Source organism: Spirosoma gilvum, from assembly GCF_054776815.1.
On sequence record NZ_BAAHBH010000009.1, the window covers coordinates 159,551 to 180,106 of the forward strand.

19 protein-coding genes are annotated in these 20,556 nt (G+C 48.2%); 7 read left to right on the plus strand and 12 right to left on the minus strand.

Annotated elements, in window-relative coordinates:
* Positions 1-61: 61 nt before the first annotated feature.
* Positions 62-1,594, minus strand: a complete 1,533-nt coding sequence (locus ACYVFD_RS23015; protein WP_461092859.1) for a PKD domain-containing protein — start codon at positions 1,592-1,594, stop codon at positions 62-64.
* On the opposite strand from ACYVFD_RS23015, the gene ACYVFD_RS23020 reads away from it, so the two are divergent.
* Positions 1,593-1,754 (plus strand): hypothetical protein, encoded by a 162-nt coding sequence (locus ACYVFD_RS23020; protein WP_461092860.1) that lies wholly within the window; start codon positions 1,593-1,595, stop codon positions 1,752-1,754. The genes ACYVFD_RS23015 and ACYVFD_RS23020 overlap by 2 nt on opposite strands.
* Here the strand turns inward: ACYVFD_RS23020 and ACYVFD_RS23025 are convergent.
* From ACYVFD_RS23025 to ACYVFD_RS23035, 3 genes are all read right to left on the minus strand, one after another.
* Entirely contained in the window at positions 1,738-2,778 is a 1,041-nt protein-coding gene (locus tag ACYVFD_RS23025) for a sensor histidine kinase (protein WP_461092861.1), read from the minus strand. The two genes, ACYVFD_RS23020 and ACYVFD_RS23025, sit on opposite strands and share 17 nt — an antisense overlap.
* A 221-nt stretch (positions 2,779-2,999) precedes the next feature.
* Positions 3,000-3,980 (minus strand): c-type cytochrome, encoded by a 981-nt coding sequence (locus ACYVFD_RS23030; RefSeq protein ID WP_461092862.1) that lies wholly within the window; start codon positions 3,978-3,980, stop codon positions 3,000-3,002.
* 174 nt (positions 3,981-4,154) lie between these two features.
* Positions 4,155-4,565, minus strand: coding sequence for a T9SS type A sorting domain-containing protein (locus ACYVFD_RS23035; RefSeq protein WP_461092863.1), 411 nt, complete (start codon positions 4,563-4,565; stop codon positions 4,155-4,157).
* 290 nt (positions 4,566-4,855) lie between these two features.
* Here ACYVFD_RS23035 and ACYVFD_RS23040 point away from each other — a divergent pair, with 290 nt between their 5' ends.
* From ACYVFD_RS23040 to ACYVFD_RS23055, 4 genes are all read left to right on the plus strand, one after another.
* On the plus strand, positions 4,856-5,941 hold the full coding sequence (locus ACYVFD_RS23040; protein WP_461092864.1) for a sensor histidine kinase: 1,086 nt from the start codon (positions 4,856-4,858) through the stop codon (positions 5,939-5,941).
* Positions 5,938-6,975 (plus strand): sensor histidine kinase, encoded by a 1,038-nt coding sequence (locus tag ACYVFD_RS23045; RefSeq protein WP_461092865.1) that lies wholly within the window; start codon positions 5,938-5,940, stop codon positions 6,973-6,975. The genes ACYVFD_RS23040 and ACYVFD_RS23045 overlap by 4 nt, the downstream gene beginning before the upstream one ends.
* Before the next feature lie 131 nt (positions 6,976-7,106).
* Complete coding sequence (locus ACYVFD_RS23050; RefSeq protein WP_461092866.1) at positions 7,107-7,919, plus strand: LytR/AlgR family response regulator transcription factor; 813 nt, start codon at positions 7,107-7,109, stop codon at positions 7,917-7,919.
* A 60-nt stretch (positions 7,920-7,979) separates the two neighbouring features.
* Positions 7,980-8,471, plus strand: coding sequence for a DUF6265 family protein (locus tag ACYVFD_RS23055; protein ID WP_461092867.1), 492 nt, complete (start codon positions 7,980-7,982; stop codon positions 8,469-8,471).
* Between the two features lie 90 nt (positions 8,472-8,561).
* Here ACYVFD_RS23055 and ACYVFD_RS23060 read toward each other — a convergent pair whose 3' ends face one another.
* From ACYVFD_RS23060 to ACYVFD_RS23075, 4 genes are all read right to left on the minus strand, one after another.
* The gene (locus tag ACYVFD_RS23060) at positions 8,562-9,209 is read right to left on the minus strand and encodes a hypothetical protein (protein WP_461092868.1); all 648 of its coding nucleotides are present in this window, start codon (positions 9,207-9,209) and stop codon (positions 8,562-8,564) included.
* A 291-nt stretch (positions 9,210-9,500) separates the two neighbouring features.
* Positions 9,501-10,319 carry a 3-keto-disaccharide hydrolase gene (locus ACYVFD_RS23065; protein ID WP_461092869.1) on the minus strand — a complete coding sequence of 273 codons (819 nt, stop codon included), beginning with the start codon at positions 10,317-10,319 and terminating at the stop codon, positions 9,501-9,503.
* A 63-nt stretch (positions 10,320-10,382) separates the two neighbouring features.
* Positions 10,383-10,982, minus strand: coding sequence for a 3-keto-disaccharide hydrolase (locus ACYVFD_RS23070; protein WP_461092870.1), 600 nt, complete (start codon positions 10,980-10,982; stop codon positions 10,383-10,385).
* 83 nt (positions 10,983-11,065) lie between these two features.
* A complete protein-coding gene (locus ACYVFD_RS23075; protein ID WP_461092871.1) occupies positions 11,066-12,193 on the minus strand; it encodes a lactonase family protein in 1,128 nt (375 codons plus the stop codon).
* Between the two features lie 266 nt (positions 12,194-12,459).
* Between ACYVFD_RS23075 and ACYVFD_RS23080 the strand changes: the two genes are divergently transcribed.
* A complete protein-coding gene (locus ACYVFD_RS23080; RefSeq protein WP_461092872.1) occupies positions 12,460-13,344 on the plus strand; it encodes an OmpA/MotB family protein in 885 nt (294 codons plus the stop codon).
* 114 nt (positions 13,345-13,458) lie between these two features.
* On the opposite strand, the gene ACYVFD_RS23085 is transcribed toward ACYVFD_RS23080, so the two are convergent.
* Positions 13,459-14,265, minus strand: a complete 807-nt coding sequence (locus tag ACYVFD_RS23085) for a lipoprotein signal peptidase (protein ID WP_461092873.1) — start codon at positions 14,263-14,265, stop codon at positions 13,459-13,461.
* Between the two features lie 173 nt (positions 14,266-14,438).
* The gene (locus tag ACYVFD_RS23090; RefSeq protein ID WP_461093078.1) at positions 14,439-15,665 is read right to left on the minus strand and encodes a proline dehydrogenase family protein; all 1,227 of its coding nucleotides are present in this window, start codon (positions 15,663-15,665) and stop codon (positions 14,439-14,441) included.
* Between the two features lie 270 nt (positions 15,666-15,935).
* On the opposite strand from ACYVFD_RS23090, the gene ACYVFD_RS23095 reads away from it, so the two are divergent.
* On the plus strand, positions 15,936-17,039 hold the full coding sequence (locus tag ACYVFD_RS23095) for a chorismate mutase (protein WP_461092874.1): 1,104 nt from the start codon (positions 15,936-15,938) through the stop codon (positions 17,037-17,039).
* 98 nt (positions 17,040-17,137) lie between these two features.
* On the opposite strand, the gene ACYVFD_RS23100 is transcribed toward ACYVFD_RS23095, so the two are convergent.
* A complete protein-coding gene (locus tag ACYVFD_RS23100) occupies positions 17,138-18,088 on the minus strand; it encodes a DUF4249 domain-containing protein (protein WP_461092875.1) in 951 nt (316 codons plus the stop codon).
* 2 nt (positions 18,089-18,090) lie between these two features.
* Positions 18,091-20,529, minus strand: a complete 2,439-nt coding sequence (locus tag ACYVFD_RS23105; protein WP_461092876.1) for a TonB-dependent receptor — start codon at positions 20,527-20,529, stop codon at positions 18,091-18,093.
* Between the last annotated feature and the right edge of the window lie 27 nt (positions 20,530-20,556).

Sequence of the window (20,556 nt, forward strand, 5' to 3'; positions counted from 1 at the left end):
CATTAAGCAACCACTAAATGACTAAGAATGACGGCGAAGCCTACTCACTAAAGGGCATCTATTATTTCTCGATCAATACGTTGGTCTGGGCGTTGGCTTCGAAGGTGTTAGCCGTGTTGAGATCGGTATTGGCCGATGCTCCGTAGCTGACAAACACGCCATAACCACCGCTACCACTGATTTTTGTATTCTTAATCGACATCAGGGCTTTGGTGCCGTAGATCGCGATGCTGGCTTTCTTAGCCGATACGATCACAGTGCTGCCAGCGTTGCTAACTTCCGTATAGTCCAGCTCATTTTTGCTGTCCTGCGAGTAGCAGATAATACCTTTCCAGGAGGGAGTTGTGCGGTCGGCTCCTGCGAAAACGATTTTGTTCGTCGTTGTGCCTTTAGCCGAAATGTACCCGGCGGTGTTGATCCGAATGACAGCATCACGATTCATTTCGATGGTAACGCCAGGGGCTATTTTCCAGCCTGCGTCGACCGAAAAGTCACCGCTGATCCGATAGGGCGTTTTGTCATTGAAACCATTCCAGGCTACTTCGGCTGTGCCTTTGATACCCGACTGCGTGATTTCGATAATGTTGCGACCGTTGCCACCCGTGAAGGTTGAGGCTGCATCCAGTTTGGCTACGTTCTCGGCATTCAGCAGGATACCTGCTTCGGTGTTGTTGGTAAAGCTATTCTGGGCGAACTCCCGGAGAATACCGCCATCCAGTACATAGATACCAAAGCCATCGTTTTGCGAGAAAAGGCAGTTTTTCAGCGCAATCTGAGCACGGCTACCACCCGATAGGAACAGGGCTGCTTTGGTTGTGCTGTAGACGGTACGGCTACCGGCGTGCATCATTTCCACGTACTCCATGGTATTGGCGTTGCTGCCTGAGTACAGCGAAATACCAATCCAATATCCCTTGGTTTTCTGTACGCCCACAAATTTTATTTTGTTCTCGGCTGTTCCTTTAGCGATCAACAGACCACCGTTATCGTTCACGTTCATCCGTACATCGCGCTCGAATGCAATAACTACACCCGGATTGATGGTCAGCTCGTTGTTGACGTCGATGCTTTTGGTGACGATATAATCGGGCAGGTCGGGGTTCAGAACGCGGTCGATCAGGGTAGTTTTGACCGTAATGTTAGCTGTAATGGCCAGTGGTTCGGCTACAGATGCCACAACGATTACTTTATCGGTACTTTTGCCATTCGCACTCGTAACCGCCAGTTCCAGTTCGTATTCACCTACTTCGTCGGGTTTGAAGGTTGGTTTAAAGGAAGCTGCATCGCTCAGCGTAATCGTACTTTTGGCAGGTTTGCGTACGATTGTCCACTGGTACGATAAGGGTTTGCCCTGGCTGTCGTTAGAAGCTGAACCGTCGAGGGTAACCGTTTGGCCAACCTGTACGGATTGATCGGGACCGGCACTGGCTGTCAGCGAACCAGTTGGGTTGATTTCGGTTTCTTTTTTGCAACTGGTCAGCAGAAACAGGCTGGCCATCATAAATGAGATGAGTAGTTTCAGGGCGACTACTGTTGGGGTAAGGGTAGTGCGGGCTGGTAAAGCCAGCGTTTGGACTGTCGATGTTGGTTTCATGAAAGAGGCCGCTCGTGCGGTGATTTGTTGTTTAACTGAAGCAAAAGTATCAGCCTCTGATGCGACGCGGAATGGTGATCCGGTTGAAACGGAAAAAGCCGTGGTTGAACTGGCGCTGATCGGGCTGGATTGTCGAAAGCGACCTATGAAGCGGCTTTAATAAGCGGCAATCTGACCACAAATTGTCCGTTTTCTTCCTGCACCGTTGGCTGCAGTTGGCCCAGCATCTGATACTTCGCCAGTATGTTGCTCAAACCAATTCCATTGGATAACACCCGCGCCTGTTTTTTCTGTAATGTATTTCGAACCGTCAGAAAGGCGCGATCATCCGTTTCAATGCTAATCGTTAGCGGCTGGTCTGCTAATACGATGTTGTGCTTTACGGCATTTTCGAGCAGCAACTGTAACGTTAAGGGCGGAAGCTGCCAAGTTGCGTACCGCTTGTCGACGGCAATGGTCAAAATCAGCCCGGACCCATGCCGGGTTTTCAATAAGTGATAATAGGAATCCACGAAGGCCATCTCCGTCGTTAAATCGGTCAGGTTCTGTTCACTGGCGCGGAGAATATACCGATAAACGGAGCTAAGTTCTTCGGCAAATCGCTCGGCCTGAACCGGATTTTCGCCAATTAGTGAAACCAGCGAATTCAGGCTATTGAACAGAAAATGTGGATTGACCTGCTGCTTAAGCGTGTCCAGTTGTCGCTGTACATGCAACTGCTTTAGCTCATACTCCCGCTTTACACTTTCTTTCCACTTCTGGTACGAATAAATGGACTCGAAAACGCCGATCGAAATGAGATTGGAGATGAAGCCGATAAGCAACGTCCAGCGAAAAATGATGGGGTCGTATCGGTAGCCAGGAACCTTGAACCAGCCGTATAGCAGGAAAATCAGACAAACGAAGAGGGCCGTGACAATGACGTAGAATAGCAGGCAATAAACGATGCGCCGAATGGCCTGGTCGAGTTCTGTGTAGCGGTAACGCATGTATTTCATCCAGGTGTCCATGAACCAGGCAAACAGCATATACAGAGCTGTTACGCCAGCAGTTACAGGTATGAATACGGCTGGATCATCGAAATAGCGGATTCCCAGAACGAGGTAGTTCGCAATGAAAACGGCTGGATAGCTCAACAGTATGACCAGAATGTCATAGCGGTCGAAAGTATACCATTGTTTCATGCGTTCCTGAAAAGAAAGTCTACATTAAATAGAGGTTAAAAATAGAAATTTACAGACTACGACGAATGATGCACGATCTGACTTTCGCAGGTAATTCCGGCGATAGCCATTCATCGACATCATTCGTCGTACTGTATTACAGGATGTTGGCAGAAAGCCGTGCCACGGTTTAACCAGATGAAATAAAGAACCGTGGCACGGCTTTCTGCCAACATCCTGCGTTATTTTTCTGCCAGTTGGAGTTCAGCGTTTTTCTGAGCGATGTCGTGGTTAATTTTCGGTACCGTTTTGAGGTATTCATAAATAGCTCCGACTTCCCGATCCGACAAGACCATTTTCGGCTCCATCGGGTATTTGAGGATACTACCATCGGGACGAACGCCAGATTTTACCGCACGAATGAACTGTTCTTTCGTATACCGGCGACCGATACCCGTTTGTTCGTCGAAGGTCAAGTTCGCGGTGATCACTTTTTTGCCGCCTTCGCCAACCATTTCAATACCACCACCGTAATACCCCTTGGTTTTTTGAGGATTTACTTTGTCCTGGTCGATCAGATCGCCGGAGTGGCAGGCGTAGCAGTCGCCAATGGCGTCGGCTGTGTAGCGGCCCAAAGCAATCGGGTTTGCGCTATCGGGAAAAGCTACTACCTGACCCGTATACGGAAGTGGCTTCATGATGGTATGCGCCAGTACTTTCGAAAACAGAGTAAACTCGGAACTGGGAGCTTCTTCTTTCGATGGTTGTACCGGGAAACGATCGGAGCGAAGCCAGGCAATCACCGATTTCAGGTCTTCGTCGGCCATGTTCGGGTACTGGGGCATAACGGGTGCGTATGAGCCGTCGCGCCGAACACCCGTGCGCAGGAAATACATTAGTTCACCATCGGTCCAGTTGCCAATTCCCTTCTCCTTGTCCTGCGTAATGTTTTTGGAGTAGAGTTTGCCAAAAATGGCTGGTACTTCGGCCAGGTGCTTACCGGTCAGGCGGTTGTCCTTATTAGCATGGCACGACATGCATTGGATCTGAGCAATCACTTCGCCACGCGCTACGCGGGCGGGTGTGCTTTCAACGGTGATTTTAGGAATGGTAGGCGGATCGTAGGAAGGTACCCCTACCACGGATACATACGCGCCGAAACCAAGCAGCGCCAGAACAATGCAGCCAAGGATAAGGCCAATAATTTTGAGAGCTTTTTTCATTGTATTTGTCTGTTTAAAGAGGATCGTGGCCATAAAGACCGAAGCAAAACTGCTGGGTATAAGCCTATAAACCAGTGCGGTTTCGGCTGAAGCGGTATTCTGGTTGGCTGAAATGAAAAAAGGCCATTGTGAAACGGCCTTTTTTCATTTCTTAAAATTTCATCGCTGCATGTATTATTTAACAGCAATGGTGCGTGAAGGCTGAACGGCTTTCGTGTTGATGCTCATGGCATGAACACTTTTGTCGTTACCCGAAACAACCTGGATTTGATAGGTACCATCGTTCAATTCGGCCAGATCGAATTTTACATGAACGCTACCTTCTTTTTTACTGATATACTTAGTTGCCAGGGTAAATCCATCCGAATCTACTAACGAAATTTCCATCGCCTTGCCGGGTTCCCGTTCAACCATCACATTTACTTTCGATGGCATTGCTGAAGGGTAAATGGCTACTTTGTACGAATTGGTAATCGCTGTTGGCCCAACTGATACCGGATACTTCGGCAAGTGTGGTACGTGCGTTGCAAAAGCTGACGTACTCAACAGTACAGCAGCAAGGAGTGTTGTGGCAATTGTTTTCATGACTTTCAGAAGTTATTTGTTGTTTATGATTCGCCGTAGCGGTTAAAAAAGAACAATACAAAGGTATAGCGGTCCAATTCGCTACTAAACAGATGGTTAACCGAAACGTCAGGATTAAGGGTTGAACTGATGAAAGCAACCTTCCAACTGTTATTGGCCGATTTTATTCAGGCTGAAAAAAGTGGACAGTAGGGTGAAAGTCGGTCGATAAAAGCCTGAGTAGTATATGAATACGATCTGAGGAATTTTACGGTGTTTGTTCTATATTGCACGAAGCAACCTTACCATTCTTGGAACGACTGAACGACAAGTGGATACGCTGGGTAGCTATTCCCATTTCGATTCTTCTGGCCAACCTGGTCTACCTCAAAGAGTACAACTACGATCCGGTAGTGTACCTCAGTTGGGCGATCTTCGGTATGGTCTATGTCGCTATTGTCTGGGAAATTCAGGTGCGTTGGCTTTTACTGGTCCGTAAACGCTACGAAGCCATTGAGCAAACCCGTCGACGGGTCTTGTTTACGTTGGTGGGTTTAGGAGCCATAACGACCGTATCCCAATTAGGCTTCGTTTACCTTACCGACGCTACACATCTGGCGTTGGTTCAGATAACGGGGCAGGTTTACCTGATCTATCTGGCTATTGGCTTTGCGTCAATTCTGATGGTGGGTGGTTTTTACGAAGTGACCTATTACCTGCAACGGTATCGACAGGCGGTTGAAGAAGCCGAAGCCGTAAAAAAAGCCGGTCTACAGAGTCAGTACGACAGTCTGAAAAATCAGGTAAATCCGCATTTTCTGTTTAATGCGCTGAACTCCCTGTCGGCGCTCATTGCCGACGATAAAAAACAAGCCGGTTTATTTATCGATGAGCTGGCCAGTGTCTATCGGTACATCCTTCAGGCTGGGCAACGTCCGCTGGTAACCTTGTCGGATGAACTGGATTTTCTGACTGCCTATCGGTATCTGCTCGATACACGCTTCAGTCGGAGTGATGGCCCCTCCACACTATGCTGGGAAATTGACATACATGAACAGTATCAGGATTGCCTGCTTCCGTCGCTGACGTTGCAGACACTCGTTGAAAATGCATTGCGTCATAATAGTTTACTGGTCGAGCAGCCCTTACGGATTTGTATGTACACAACAGACGATGGAATGCTGATTGTGCGTAATACGATTCTACGGAAAAAGATGGCTGTCAATGTGCAGCAGCAGGGGGGAGGTCTGGCAACGCTGGCTATTCGTTTTGAGTCGTTTGGATTAGCCCGACCAGTCATCGACGACGATGGCCATTTCTTTACCGTTCGACTAGCCATTGCCCCGAAAGAACAGGTCGATGTTTACTCACTGATTGCTAAACCCGTTGTGTCTTGAAACTACCTCACTACACAAAACAGGATATTACCATGCAGTGGATTGTACTGCCTGTTTTCATATCGATCGAAAACAGCCTGCTTTTGGGGAGTCAGTACTGGTCCGACTGGCGCGTTTTTGTGGTGACATCGCTGATTATGTTGGTGTTTATTTACCCGCACTGGTATATCAACAATTTAATTACGCTGCAGTCGCACCGGATCTTTCCGAACAACCGACAGTTTGTTCGGCGGTTTATTCCCAATTTAGTACTACTGGCACTCAATTCCAGTTTGTTCACAACGGCGGCCTGGTGGTGCTTCGGCCAGGTAGGATTGCCCAACTATCAACCTCAACTCGAACGGCTAGGCTATGGGCTGTTGTTTGTGATCGTAACTGTGTTGATTGTGTCGTTTATCTACGAGAGTATCAATGCGTTTGAGGAATGGGAGAAGACAATTATCGAAACGGAGCAACTCAAAAAGGCCAACTTGCAGCGTAAGTTTGAAAGCCTGAAAAGTCAGATCAACCCGCACTTTCTATTCAATAGCCTGAATACACTTTCCTCGCTGGTTGAAGAAGATGCCGAAAAAGCCGAGTTGTTTGTCGAAGAAATGAGTAGCGTATATCGGTATCTGCTCCGTAGTAATGAATCGCAGTTAGTGCCTCTGTCGGCAGAGATGCAGTTTGCCCGGTCGTATTTCCACTTGCTCCGTACACGTTATGGCGATCATATTGAGTTAGAACATACGGTTGATAACCGATTTGATGACCACCTGTTACCACCCCTCACGTTGCAACTGTTGCTCGAAAATGCCGTAAAACACAACAGCATATTGCCCGAACAGCCACTCCATATTCGTATCGAAACCCGACCCGATGCGCAGCTGGTGATTTGCAATAACATACAGCGACGGAGTGGTCGGGTTGTGTCGCATCAGGTCGGTTTATCGAACATTGCTACCCAATACCGATTACTGGGCGAAGGCGATATTAACGTGCAGGACGATGATCATTTTTTTACCGTGACCTTACCATTGATTCGCCAGCGCTGACGGTTCATAACAGGTTCGTACCGTTTCGAACAACGATTTGCTGGTTTAATACCCATGCCAGTTGCAGATTCAGCAGTTCGTCTTGTATTTTTAGTCTCCAAAACACGCAATCACCTTAACTTTTTTGCCCCATGAACGTACTGCTGATTGAAGACGAGGAATTAGCCGTTCGCAAACTCACCAAATTATTGCAGGACGTAGACCCAACCATTACGATCGTGGGCACCGAAGCCAGTGTTCGGTCGTCGGTGGCCTGGCTCAATGCCAATGGCCCTGGTCAACCGCTGGCTCCCGATCTGATTCTGATGGATATTGAACTGGCTGATGGGCAAAGCTTCGAGATTTTCGAACAGACCACCGTCAGTGCGCCCGTTATTTTTACGACTTCCTACGACGAATATGCACTTAAGGCATTCAAAGTCAATAGTATAGATTACCTCCTGAAGCCCATCAAACGGCATGAACTGGAAGCCAGCCTGACCAAGTACCGCCGAACGAAAGGCGGAACGACTACTGAGTCGGGTGAGACAAAAAACAATCACCTCGGTACGGTTGATATTGACGCGCTGGTGCAGCAACTCCGCCAGCAGATTCAGCCCAGCGATTACCGACGTCGGTTTCTGGTAAAGCATCTGCAACAGTGGGTACCCGTAGAGGTCAGCGACATTGCCTATTTTTATTCGGAAGAAGGGGTAAGCCTGTTCCGGACGACGACCAATCAGAAATTCTCGCTGGATTACCCGCTCGATGAACTCGAAAACATGCTCGATCCATCGCAGTTTTTCCGGGCTAACCGGCAGTTTATCGTACATATCAACACTGTCCAGCAGATTCATCCGTACTTTAACAACAAGCTCAAACTGACCCTCAAACCCGCTGCCGACGACGAGGTTTTGGTCAGCCGCGAACGCGCTACAGAATTTAAGAAGTGGATGGGGAAATAAACGGGCTACGGTAGATTCAGTAGTCGACTGACTTAGGATACCAGTATTTTCTAAATTCCTATGAAAAAAATCTATTTCCTATTCTGCTTTCTGATAACACTAACCGTTCAGGCGCAAACGGGCAAAAAAACGGGCTCGCTGGCTGATGTCGCTTTTATGGAAGGCCGTTGGCGTGGCACCTTCAATGGGGGACCAATCGAGGCTGCGTGGATTGCACCCGTTGGTGATAACCTGACGGGCTTCATGCGTATGATGAAAGACAATAAGGTGACGATGTACGAGATGTTGATCTTCGAACAGACTGACGAAGGGCCTATCGTGCTGGTCAAACATTTTAAACCGGGCCTGATTGGGCAGGAAGAGAAAGATAAATCTGATCGCTATCGATTCATTGAAGCCAGTCCAAACCGGGCGTTGTTCGAGAAAGAAGACGGCTCCATTCGTATCATTTACGAAAAACGCGGAGCTAACCAGTTAGCCATTCAACGGGGCCAGTCGAAAGACGGAAGCTGGGCGTTCAATGACCTGTTCGTGTTCAATCGCGTCAATTAAATAGTTTAAACACAGAGGCACAGAGAACACTGAGGATTAAAATATCATTTCTCAGTGTTCTCTGTGCCTCTGTGTTTAAACTAACCCAAACTAATTTCGCTCGAACGAATACGATTTAGCCGGGTCTAGTAGTGGGTGGTGTCCTTTTAAGGTGTTGTCGCCAATAGTAAGCGTCAGATTCTCGAAGAAAACCTCCGACATCCAGGGCTCAAATCGAAATTCGAAATCATTATGCTCTTTATGAGCGATCTGGAAAATGGAGTAGCGTTCGGGGCAAAACTCAAACTGGAGCATAAGCGCGTCAACAGGATGTTTGCTAAAATGCGCCTGTCCAGCGTTGTTGGTTGTTCCCTGTTGAATATCGGCCCCATTTTTAACACCGACCAATACATAGCTCAGCAATTGCTTGTTGGGGTCAACAACACGGATGGTTAGCTGATTGCCGGGAACGGTACGGCTTTTCACCAACGCAAAATCTTTGTCGGGTTTTGGGCGGCTGTTCAGGATAATCTGATCGCCCTGTAGCTTCCAGGTGCCTTTTCCCATACGATCGAGGGCACCATAGGCGAAGAAAAATTCGAATGTAGAATCCGGGTTTAGTTTAATGCCAGATCCAACCTCGCGAACTCCGGTGAGGTAATATTCTCCCGCGATGGATTTGGGCGTTTGCTGGACAATCGTTTGTGTCATAATCAGGCTGGCTACCAGTCCGATGACTGGGCTATAAAAAGCGTGCATGTATTTGTTGTCTTGACCCGAAACTACACAATCAGAACCCGACTTATCCAGTCCCAATCAACAACTAGTGTCAGGAAGTTAACAATCGGCGCAAATCCAGACCTGATTCGCCAATAGAGCGATGACTTATTACACTGTAAACGAAGTTTTATAGCATTACCCCACGATCTGTGTCCTCACAGACCGTTTGTCTGGAGGCAAACCAGGCTGGCGCACAAGCAGTCTGTGAGGACACAGACCGTGGAAGAGAGACCTGATTCGCCAACGGGTAGCTATGACTGACCTTCATTATCAGTTGGGCAATTGGCTAATGGGCCGAATCTGGATGTTTCGGTAGAATACCTCAGCCCCTTCCGACTGAATCTGAATCTTACCCTTTGTGAGCGGCACGATTTCACCGTTGACGACATGCCGGGTGTGGGTTAGCATGAGATTGACTTTGCCATTGATCACGTGCCGACAGGTGTCGCCTACACAATACAACTCAACGACATTCCATTGCCCCGACGGTTTTTCGGTATCGGGATTTTTTACGCAGGTGCGGCCAATGGGAGTTTTATCCTGAAAGGTTAGGGGAGAAGCGCCGGGCTGGTAGATGTATTTCCCTTTGTCGTTCTTCGTAGCTGGAATATCGGCCAGTACATTCATGACGCCCCAATAATCCCCGCAATCGCCCTCCTGAATCTGCAACTCGAACGACTCCATCCAAAGCATGGGTGTTCCGTGTGATCCAACGCTATGGTAGAGCAGTCCGCTATCGCGAGGCTGATCGAGTTTAGGTGGCCACTTCTGAGTTCCCCATTTGAATTCGGCCCGGAAGTGATAATTCGCAAAATCAGCCAGTGTATTAATACCGCCGAATGTTTCGCCAGAAATTCGTAATGCTGGCTGTCCATCGACTGTTACGACCGAGAAAACATGATTTGGATCGTTGTTCAAACCGATAGGTTCCGATTTAGGTGCCTGCTTATCGGCCGAATAAGGACGGTCGAGATAGGTTTCCCAACCACTCAGGTCTTTTCCGTTGAACAACGACTGCCAGGTCGTTGATTGGCCGAAGGAAGATGTCAGACAGAACAGTAAAATAAGAAGTGAGCAGATAAATCGCATGCTTGGAAAATGTCTGTGAAAAACGAATGCCATAACTCTCGTCATGGCATTCGTTTTTCATTGTTACAATGGTTTTAATTCCAGATTCCGCCAGCGGACTTTAATGCCACCGCCATCATGGATTTGCAGGGCAATGGAGCCATCGCCCTGACCAATTTTTTCATCATGGAAATCGACCATCGACTGCCCATTGAGGTAGGTTTGTACATGATCACCTTCTACGCGGATACGCATCTTATTCCATTCGCCTGGTTTTAAGATGTTTTCCTTTTCATCGGGAATTTGTACCAACCAGTTTCGACCATACGATTCATAAATACCGCCGGTGTCGTGGTTCGGTGGAGCTACTTCAACCTGCCAGCCACTGATTTTGGTGCCTTCGATAGTGGACCGGAAAAAGACGCCACTGTTGCCGTTGGCCTCCTGTTTGAATTCCAGCGTCAGGTCGAAGTTTTTATAAAATTTTTCGGTAGCCAGATACCCGTATTTTTTGTCAGGGCCGCTTTCGCAGACCAGGTTACCATCTTCAACGTACCACTTTTCGGTACCATAAATTTTCCAGCCATCCAGATTTTTTCCGTTGAACAGGCTGATTGTCTTTTTACTGGGTGCTGCCATGATAAATAAGGCTAGCAGCAATCCAAGAGAGAGGATTTTTGTCATAAGATAGTATTGGTTTTGCGTTTAGAGTTTGTGGTTCACCATTGGTCTATTGCCAATCTTAGATCACAAACGTAAGGTTTTGTTTAATGAGAACTTGCCATCAGCACACAAACCGGCGCTGGAACTTTTACTGATTGACCGGTATAGGTTAACAGGCCTGTTTTCTGATCGCGCTTGAAAATAGTGATATTGTCCGTATCCTGATGCGCTACAAAGATGAACTCACCTTTCGGATCGATCAGGAAATTGCGGGGTGTTTTACCTTCCGTAGTTTGTTCACCCACTTTAGTTAGTTTCCCATCGGCCCCAATGGCAAGGATGGCCAGGCCGTTATAACCCCGGTTCGACTGATACAGGAATTTTCCCGACGGATCGATGTGAATATCGGCGCTGGTATTCTGACCGCTAAAGCTGGCAGGCAGCGTTTGTACATTATCCTGCATTAGCGTCAGTTTACCTGTTTTGGCATCTCGGGAAAACGAGGCCACGGTGGAGGTGAGCTCTTCCACCAGATACGCATATTTGCCATTTGGATGAAACGTAAAGTGGCGCGGACCCGATCCCGGCTTTACGCTGGCATACGGCGTTGAGGCTGGCTTTACTTTACTGTTCGCCAGGTCGATGTCGAAAATATTCAGCTTGTCGGTGCCCAGATCAGCTACATATAAAAACCGATTATCGGGAGCTAGCGTTGCCGAGTGGACATGCGCTTTCTCTTGTCGCTGGGCATTAGGACCAGTCCCTTCGTCCTGTACTTTATCGGTCGATTCGCCCAGGGTTCCGTCGGCTTTAATGGGTAATACAGCCAGACTTCCTCCACCATAATTGGATACGAAAGCCGTTTTGCCGGTATGATCGACACTTACATGGCAGGGCCCCGGACCCAACGACGACTGGCTGTTCATAAACTGGAGCTTCCCCGTCGCTTTATCTACCGAATAGGAACTTACACCACCTGCTCCTTTGTCGGCTCCTTCATTGACTGAGTATAGATACTTGCCCGTTGGATGCAGTGCCAGAAATGACGGGCTTTTTACGTTCGAAACGGCCTGTATCTGGTGCATAGTGCCTGCCTTCCGGTCGAATTCAAATACATAAATGCCCTCGCTACCTCTTTGTGAGTAGGTACCAATGTACATGATCTCCTTGCCGGTCTGGGCCTGAGCCGCCAAACTGGCACTTACTAAAATAGTAGTCAATAGCTTATTCATAAAACAAGGATGAGTCAGACTAATAAGTGCAAACAACGCGTAAACTACCGTTAAGGGCCTATAAAGCCATCAATCAGAATGCACGATCTGCATCTGGTTGAGTCGAATGATAAAGAAATAGTGCAATTTTATCTGTTTACATGACCGGATACTAGTAAAACGATTAAGCAGAATCCCTTAACTTTGTAAAACGATTCTGTTTATCAACAGTAGGTATCGTTTTAACCTAACTTTTTCGTTACCGTTACTATTTTCTCTAATTCAGTATGAAACGAATTTTGATTCTTTTTTCGGCAGTAGTAATGCTGGCTTCCTGTAATAGTAAGAAGCGGCTGGCCGAAATGAAAGCCCTACAGGACGCTCGTGATAAGGCAGTGACTTCGCTCGCCGATTGCGACAAGCTGACGGCTGATCTGCGTACCCAACTATCGGCTAAAGACACTGATCTGCAAGGTAAAGACAAACAGGTTAGTGATCTGCAAGCTCAAATCGACTATCTGAAAAAAACCAACACTAATCTGCTGGACCGGATGTCGGATTTGTCGATTGTCAGTAAGTCAGGTGCTGAGAGCATTAAGAAATCGCTCGAAACCCTGAACGAGCAAACCAAGTACGTTAACAACCTTAACTCAAGCATTCAGCGTAAAGATTCATTGAACCTCGCGCTGGTGATGAGCCTGAAACGTTCGCTGGACGACATCAACGACCAGGATGTACAGGTTGAAGTGAAAAAAGGTGTTGTTTACGTATCGCTGTCGGACAAGCTTTTGTTCAAATCGGGTAGCTTCGAGGTACTGCCAGCCGCTGAGACCGTACTGGGTAAAGTAGCTAAGGTGGTGAATGACCACAAAGAGCTGGATATTCTGGTCGAAGGTCATACCGATGTCGTGCCGATTTCAACCTCGTCGATCAAAGACAACTGGGATTTGAGCGCTTTGCGGGCTACTTCCGTTGTTCGGACGCTGCAAAAGAAATTTGCTGTAGCACCTGAGCGTATGACCGCTGGTGGTCGCTCGGAGTTCGCGCCAAAAGATGACAACACGACGGACGTTGGTCGTCAGCAAAACCGTCGGACTGAAATCATCATTACACCAAAGCTGGATCAGTTCTTCAACCTGTTGTCGAGCGGTCAGGCTGGTGGAAGCAAATAAGATTTGAGAATTCTTCTGGGTAATAAAAAACCCGATCGATATGTCGATCGGGTTTTTTATTGGGCTTTCCGAAAATTCTAAACTTTTGGGAAGCTATTAATGTAAATGACTAATTCACTCCCGTTCTGAATCGGAGTGGCTGGGTTGTTCCGACTCTTCGTCAGTTGGCAGGACGGACTCAGGAGTAGGACCTGACTCTTCATCAGTGGAAGGAGCAGGTTCTGAATCGGATACCTCAGCCGACGCAATGCCTTCTTCCTCAAGATAGTCAGCCGCTGGCAGAACCGACGCTTCGAGTGGGTCAGGGCCTGAGACGGGAAGCAGGCTATCCTCAACATGCTGTTCACCAAAGAATCGACGCTGGAAGAATAAAATCAGGCAGACACCAACGAAAATGCAGGAATCCGCAATATTAAAAATGGGCGTCGAATAATATTGCCCTCCCCAGACGGGTACCCAGTCGGGAATAAAACCCTCCCAGACATCAACAAAGATCATATCGATTACCTGGCCGTGAAACCAGGGCGTTGGCGATCCATAAGGCGCATTATGGAGAAAAACGCCGTAAAAGGTACTGTCGATTACGTTGCCAACAGCGCCAGCCAGGATCATCGCCATAGCCCATAATAAACCATTTGGGGCTCCTCGATGTGCCAGGTTGACCAAATAATAGCCGATACCTACCATCGCGAACAGCCGGAATATACTCAGCAGCAGTTTTCCGTATTCATGGCCCAACTGCATACCAAACGCCATACCTGGGTTCAGCACATAATGCAGTTTCATCCAGTCGCCGATTAATTTTATCTGACCGGCAAAGCCAGGAGCCATATAAAAATGAACAGCCAGCTTTACACCCTGATCCAGCGCAATCAGAACAAGTGTCAGCAGGAAAAATTTAAGGGGATTTTTTTGAATCATGGTAAACAAGTAGGCACAGCAGGAGCCGTTTTCACGGCCGGGCGAGTTCCCGGTTTGCTGTGCCAGTCATAAAAACTGCCAAAAATAGTCAGGTGTAGTCAATGATTGTTAAGCGTTGTCGTTTCAGTCCTGACTATTCTTTCCAATCATCGACTACACCCGTAGCTATTTACTTACTTCGAACGACAATCCTTTCGGCGTTTGAGTTCGTTACTGATCAGGGTGAATTCCCGGCTACTTTGCCCGGCAATGGATTTATTTTCATCAGCTCGGCGAAACAAATACGGCATCACTGAATCAATGGGTCCATAAGGCACGTATTTCGCCACATTGTAGCCTTTATTTGCCAGGTTGTACGAAATATTGTCGCTCATCCCCAGCAGCTGCGCAAAGAAAATATGCGGATCGTTTGGCGTAATGCCCAGCCGATTTATTTCCTGGACACAGTACTGACAGCTTTCTTCATTATGCGTACCCAGACAAACAGAAATAATATCCCGGTGTTCCAGACAGAAATCGATAGCTGCGTTGAAATCGTGGTCGGTATCATCTTTAGTGGCCTGGATCGGGTCCTGATATTCTTCTTCATGAGCCCGTAGCCGTTCCTTTTCCATGTAGGCTCCCCGTACCAGTTTTACGCCGAGGTAATAACCTTTGGCATGTGCTTCGGCTGTGTCGCGCTGCAGGTGCGAAAGGCTTTCCCAGCGGTACATCTGGTAGGTGTTGTAAACGATGGGTCGTTCATGGTTATAACGATCCATCATCTCGTAGGCTAGTGTGTCAATCGTATCCTGAATCCAGCTTTCTTCGGCATCGATAAAAATGCGGACGTTCCGTTCGTGGGCGCGTCGGCAAAGCATATCGACTCGTTGCATAACCCGATCAAATTCAGCCTTTTGGGTCTTGTTGAGTGAATCGCCAATCTGAACCGCTTCGAGCAGTTCGGTAGAAGCAAGACCAGTTACTTTAAAAACAGAAAACGGGATGTCTTTGGATTCGCTGGCACGTTCGATCGTGCGGAGGATTTCGAGGGCGGTATCGTCGAAACTTTTTTCAGTTCCTTCCCCTTCTACGGAGTAATCGAGAATAGTGCCAACATGCACGTCGTGGAGGTGTCGGATGGTTGTTTCGCAATCGCGAATGCTCTCACCACCACAGAATTGCTCGAAAATTGTGTTTTTAATGAGGAATTTAATGGGAAGATGCAGGCGCAGGGCAATCTTTATAAAAAAAGTACCTAAATTTACCAGCCATCCCTGATTCATCAACGCAAATAACCAGTAGGTCTTTCGGAGTTTGAAGTCCGACTGGGACGAAAAAGCAATCGAAGTATCCTCAAATGAAATGGGGCGTTCCGAGCTTGATTTTCTATCGGATTGACCCTGGATAGTCTCCGGCATTAGATTACTTCGGTTCGACATATCAGTGCTCCGTTTGGGCGGTGCTACTTGCATAGCTTAAGTGCGTGTCGGTTACACGGCCGAAATATAAACGAATTTTCAATCAAACGGTTATAATTCCGGCGCGACTTAGTTTGACAAACAAAAACGGTTTTAGACAAATTAGGGAACCTGCTTGACTGACAGCCGGTTCCCAATGCAAATATACTACAAATTTAAATTGAAAGTTCCCATAGAGTATAAGCAATACTCTTAGAATACCTGATTAGTATGAAAGTAGAATTAGCTGTAGAGCCGCTTGGGTCGTGGATTGAGACCAACGGCAAACCACTGATCATTGCGGGGCCCTGTAGCGCTGAAACCGAAGATCAGTTAGTAGAGACTGCTCGCCAATTGAGTGCATTGGGAGCTGTGCATGCCCTTCGTGCGGGTGTATGGAAGCCTCGTACGCGTCCGGGTAGTTTTGAAGGCATGGGCGAAGCTGCTCTCCCCTGGCTTCAGCGGGCAAAGGCCGAGACGGGTCTGCCGGTTGCTGTAGAGGTGGCTACACCCGAACATATCGAGCTGGCCCTGAAATATGGTGTCGATATTCTGTGGATTGGTGCCCGTACGACCGTTAACCCATTTAACGTACAGGAAATTGCGGATGCACTGCGGGGTGTTGATGTGCCGGTGTTGATCAAAAACCCGGTAAACCCGGATCTGGCACTTTGGGTAGGTGCGTTTGAGCGTATTGCCGGAGCCGGTATCAAAAAACTGGCGGCTATTCACCGGGGTTTTGCTACGGGTGAATCCAGCAAATACCGCAATGTGCCGATGTGGCAAATGGCCATTGAGCTGAAGTCTATTTTTCCACAATTGCCCATCATCGGTGACCCAAGCCACATGGCTGGCAAGCGGGCGTATTTGAACGAGCTGGCTCAGATGGCCATGGACCTCAATTACGATGGTCTGATCGTGGAATCGCACATCGATCCTGATAAAGCGTGGAGCGACGCAGCCCAGCAGTTGACACCAGCCGCTTTTGGCGACATGCTCGATCATCTGGAAATCCGCCAGGTTGAATCGCAGAACCTGGAGTTTCAGAGCTTTACCGAACAGTCGCGACGCAGCATTGATAATGTAGACCGTCAGATTGTCGAAATGCTGGCTGCTCGTATGGCACTGGTTGAGCGTCTGGCCGAATACAAACGCGACAATAACGTAACGCTGTTCCAGCCTGAGCGTTGGAAAGAGATTTTGAAAACCCGTACCGAACTGGGTCAGAAATTAGGCTTGTACCCCGAACTGGTGGAAGAAATCTACAAGATCATCCACATGGAATCGATTCGGAAGCAAACCGAAATCATCCACAGCACCGCGCAAAGTGCGTAGTTAGTAGGCTGAATAACATAAAGAAAGGAGGTGGAATACATGTAGTAAGTTTAAAACTACTACATGTATCCACCTCCTTTCGCTTTCTATATCGAAACTTATTTAACCATTACCGTTAAGGTCGAACGGTTGTAAGCGCCAAAACAGCCAAGCCCGCCCTGGATATTGGTTGGTATCAGTACTGGTTCAGCAAAGGGATTGCCTCTTACTTTATTCTGTCGCTCTACAGCATCGTGGTAGCGGTAATAATTTTCGTCGAGGTTAAGCAGGTAGCCGTCTATTCGGCCAGAGGGGGGAACGCCCACCCATATGCCATTCTGTAAGGTGTATGAGAAAGGCGATAAGCGCCCGCGTACGGATACGATTTCCTGACCGTCGCGACTAATATCTGTAGTCGTTGAGCCATTGTCAAAATACCAGTCGCCCCTAAACGACATAAGCGTATCGCGAACATAACTATTTGAGGAGTTTAAAACCGGAAATCGCTGCTTGTATTCATTATTGCCGGCTACCCGGTAAAAATTAGCTTGTCCAGCAGGGTCGCGCCACTGCAATCGGGCGTAATAACTCTTTCGTCTATCACCATATTCGGTGGTTATTCCCGAGTCTAAGATCATTTGGGTAAGCGGTACGACATTCGGTACAGTACAGGTTCCTATAACTTTTCGGCCATCAGGCACCTGTACCGTTAAGGTATAGGTCTTCCCAACAACAATGGGCAATTCGGTAGCGGCTGCGACGTAAGAAAGGGATGTGTTGCCAAACGCATTGGCCGCTTGCTTACCTTTTAAGGGAATGGTACGATTGCCATCCGACAAGGTAACGGTAGCATTCGGTATGTCGGAATACAGGTCATTGCTCGTTCCTAAGATTGGTTGTGAATGCGTTACGCGGGCTGCCAGCACCGTATCCTGAGGAGATATAAAACAGGCCACTACCAGCTTTTCGGAGTCCTGCTCGAGTCCTACAGGGTTTACTTCCTGACGCAGACTCGTACAGGCCGCAACCAGACTGGCAAACACCAGGTATGTAGGTAGGTTGAGTTTCATGATCAAAATTTGAAATTATAGCTGACCGAAGGCACAACTGGGAATACAGAATAGCGGAAGAGACCTGTACGACTGGGTTGACCCTGGCCCTGACTTACCGATTCGAGCTGGTAGAAAAACGGATTCCGACGGTTGTAGGCATTATAGAGACTAAATTCCCAGGTTCGCTCGTGGTGTTTTTTCTGTTTGTGAAACTGGATAGCTACATCGAATCGATGATAGGCTTCGGCCCGGAAACTATTCTTCTGTTGACTATAATCGCTGACGGACGTCCCTGAATCGAATAGTGGAGCAATAAGGGTCGGAACATTATTCGCATAAATCATCGCAAGGCCAGGCGAATTACGATAGGCTCGGTAGTTGGCAATGGGCACCGTCAGGGCATTTCCGGTGCCATACACCCAGGTGCCCGACAAGGTGATGCGCTTGCTAAGTTCATAAATGCCGACCACCGATATATCGTGCCGTCGGTCGTATCGTGGGAAGAAAGGGCGACCTCCGTTGAGTTCAGGGAATTGCCACTTTGTCCAGGAGAGTGTATAGCCCACCCAGCCCGAAAGTCGCCCTGTTTTGCGTTGAAGCAGCACTTCGGCCCCATAGCTCCAGCCCTTTCCTGCGGTTACGTTATCTTCCCAACGAACCCGCTCGGCCGACGTTGGATCATCGATTAGCAGAAAGCTGGCCCCTTCCTTGTAATTGATGATATTCTGCATGGTTTTATAGTACCCTTCAACGGTAAGTGCAAAACCTTTGCCCAGCACAAAATTGTCGGCGAAGTCCTTGGCAATTCCGACTGCGACCTGCTTGGATTGCTGAGGAGCAACCCGATCGGTGGTAGGTACCCATAAATCGGTAGGGAGGCCAATGCCGGTGTTGCTAAGCAGGTGGATATACTGATTCATCGTCGCGTATGAAGCCTTAACGGAAAGACTTGGCCGCAACTGGTAAGCAGCTGATAGCCGGGGTTCAGGACGCAGGTAGTTCGTCTTGCCCTGAGTAAACACACTTACGCGCATACCACCATTCACCCGCCAGCGATCAGTGGGGCGCCAGGTGTCTTCGGCATATAGCCCCATTTCTGTGCCGTAAATAGCCTCAACATCTCGCCGGAATTCGTTGGCCGAGGTGTTCTGTACGACCAGAGCACTGGGTGTAAACCGGTGGAAAATCGTTTGCGCACCAAACCGTATCGAGTGTTTTGGAGAAAGGTAATAGTCGAAATCAAGTTTGGCCGATAAGTCGCGAATACCAGATGTGTATCGAAGTGATGTGTTGAGCGTATCGGCCGTACGCGTATCAGCCGAAATCTGGAATTGGTAGTTACTATAAATCAGGGAGAGGTTGGAGAATAGCTTCTGACTAAACAGGTGATTCCAGCGAAGTGTGCCGGTTCCATTACCCCAGCCAATGCCTACATCGTTGCCTCCATCTCTCTCGCTGGAGTAAAAACGATCCCGACCAAAATAGCCACTTAGGTAAAGTTTATTCTTCGGGCCGAAGTCGTAGTTCGCTTTGGCATTAAAGTCGTAGAAATAATAACCCGCCTTGGTTTGTCCGTCACTTTGAGCGCTAATCAGTGGAGCCGCAAGCACATCCAGGTAGGTTCGCCGTGCGGATAACAGAAAAGACCCAGAACGCTGGCCCGGCTTTTTATTTTTTGTGAATGGCCCTTCAAGTGTTAGCCTGCTGGCAATCAGTCCGATGCCGCCCTCACCATGCAGTTTCTCTTTGTTGCCGTCTTTCATATTCAGTTCAATGACTGACGACAATCGACCTCCGTAGCGTGCCGGAAAGCCACCTTTGGTCAACTCGACGCTTTTTAAGGCATCGCCATTGAACACCGAAAAGAAACCGAATAGGTGGTTGGCGTTGTAAACTGTGGCTTCGTCCAGAATGATCAGGTTCTGGTCAGGGCCTCCGCCCCGCACGTAGATACCCGTTTGTCCTTCAGATCCTTTTTGCACGCCGGGCATGAGTTGCAGTACTTTGAGCACATCTTTTTCACCCAGAAACGCCGGAATCTTTTTGATTTGGGCCACAGGCACGTCGATCCGGCTCATCTGTGGACTTTCGCTTACTTTTTCCTCCGTGCGACTCGCTTTGACCTCAACTTCCGAAAGAATTCGTCCGGGCGTTAACGACACGCTGAGTTCTCTGTTCTGGCGAAAACCAACTGTATGCTGGATGGGCTCGTAGCCTACAAACGAAAAGGCCAGATGCAGGCTGTCCTGTGCGGGGAGCGTCAGGGAATAAAACCCGTATGTATTGGTGGTGGTACCGGTGGAGGTGCCGGGCAGATAGACATTGACACCGATGAGCGCTTCCTGACTCCCTGTTTCGCGTACATAACCGCTGATCGTAAACAGATTCGGAGCGTTTTGGGCACGAATGTGTCCGAGGGAAAGCAGGGTGCAGATGAAAGCAACTAAAGGTAGACGCATAGGGGAGGCAATAAGCACTATAGACCC

Bases quoted from the DNA above. Each gene is read 5' to 3' on its own strand.
- ACYVFD_RS23020 (WP_461092860.1), top strand. From the start codon at position 1,593: ATGAAAGAGGCCGCTCGTGCGGTGATTTGTTGTTTAACTGAAGCAAAA.
- ACYVFD_RS23015 (WP_461092859.1), bottom strand. From the start codon at position 1,594: ATGAAACCAACATCGACAGTCCAAACGCTGGCTTTACCAGCCCGCACT.
- ACYVFD_RS23025 (WP_461092861.1), bottom strand. From the start codon at position 2,778: ATGAAACAATGGTATACTTTCGACCGCTATGACATTCTGGTCATACTG.
- ACYVFD_RS23030 (WP_461092862.1), bottom strand. From the start codon at position 3,980: ATGAAAAAAGCTCTCAAAATTATTGGCCTTATCCTTGGCTGCATTGTT.
- ACYVFD_RS23035 (WP_461092863.1), bottom strand. From the start codon at position 4,565: ATGAAAACAATTGCCACAACACTCCTTGCTGCTGTACTGTTGAGTACG.
- ACYVFD_RS23050 (WP_461092866.1), top strand. From the start codon at position 7,107: ATGAACGTACTGCTGATTGAAGACGAGGAATTAGCCGTTCGCAAACTC.
- ACYVFD_RS23055 (WP_461092867.1), top strand. From the start codon at position 7,980: ATGAAAAAAATCTATTTCCTATTCTGCTTTCTGATAACACTAACCGTT.
- ACYVFD_RS23060 (WP_461092868.1), bottom strand. From the start codon at position 9,209: ATGCACGCTTTTTATAGCCCAGTCATCGGACTGGTAGCCAGCCTGATT.
- ACYVFD_RS23065 (WP_461092869.1), bottom strand. From the start codon at position 10,319: ATGCGATTTATCTGCTCACTTCTTATTTTACTGTTCTGTCTGACATCT.
- ACYVFD_RS23070 (WP_461092870.1), bottom strand. From the start codon at position 10,982: ATGACAAAAATCCTCTCTCTTGGATTGCTGCTAGCCTTATTTATCATG.
- ACYVFD_RS23075 (WP_461092871.1), bottom strand. From the start codon at position 12,193: ATGAATAAGCTATTGACTACTATTTTAGTAAGTGCCAGTTTGGCGGCT.
- ACYVFD_RS23080 (WP_461092872.1), top strand. From the start codon at position 12,460: ATGAAACGAATTTTGATTCTTTTTTCGGCAGTAGTAATGCTGGCTTCC.
- ACYVFD_RS23085 (WP_461092873.1), bottom strand. From the start codon at position 14,265: ATGATTCAAAAAAATCCCCTTAAATTTTTCCTGCTGACACTTGTTCTG.
- ACYVFD_RS23090 (WP_461093078.1), bottom strand. From the start codon at position 15,665: ATGCCGGAGACTATCCAGGGTCAATCCGATAGAAAATCAAGCTCGGAA.
- ACYVFD_RS23095 (WP_461092874.1), top strand. From the start codon at position 15,936: ATGAAAGTAGAATTAGCTGTAGAGCCGCTTGGGTCGTGGATTGAGACC.
- ACYVFD_RS23100 (WP_461092875.1), bottom strand. From the start codon at position 18,088: ATGAAACTCAACCTACCTACATACCTGGTGTTTGCCAGTCTGGTTGCG.
- ACYVFD_RS23105 (WP_461092876.1), bottom strand. From the start codon at position 20,529: ATGCGTCTACCTTTAGTTGCTTTCATCTGCACCCTGCTTTCCCTCGGA.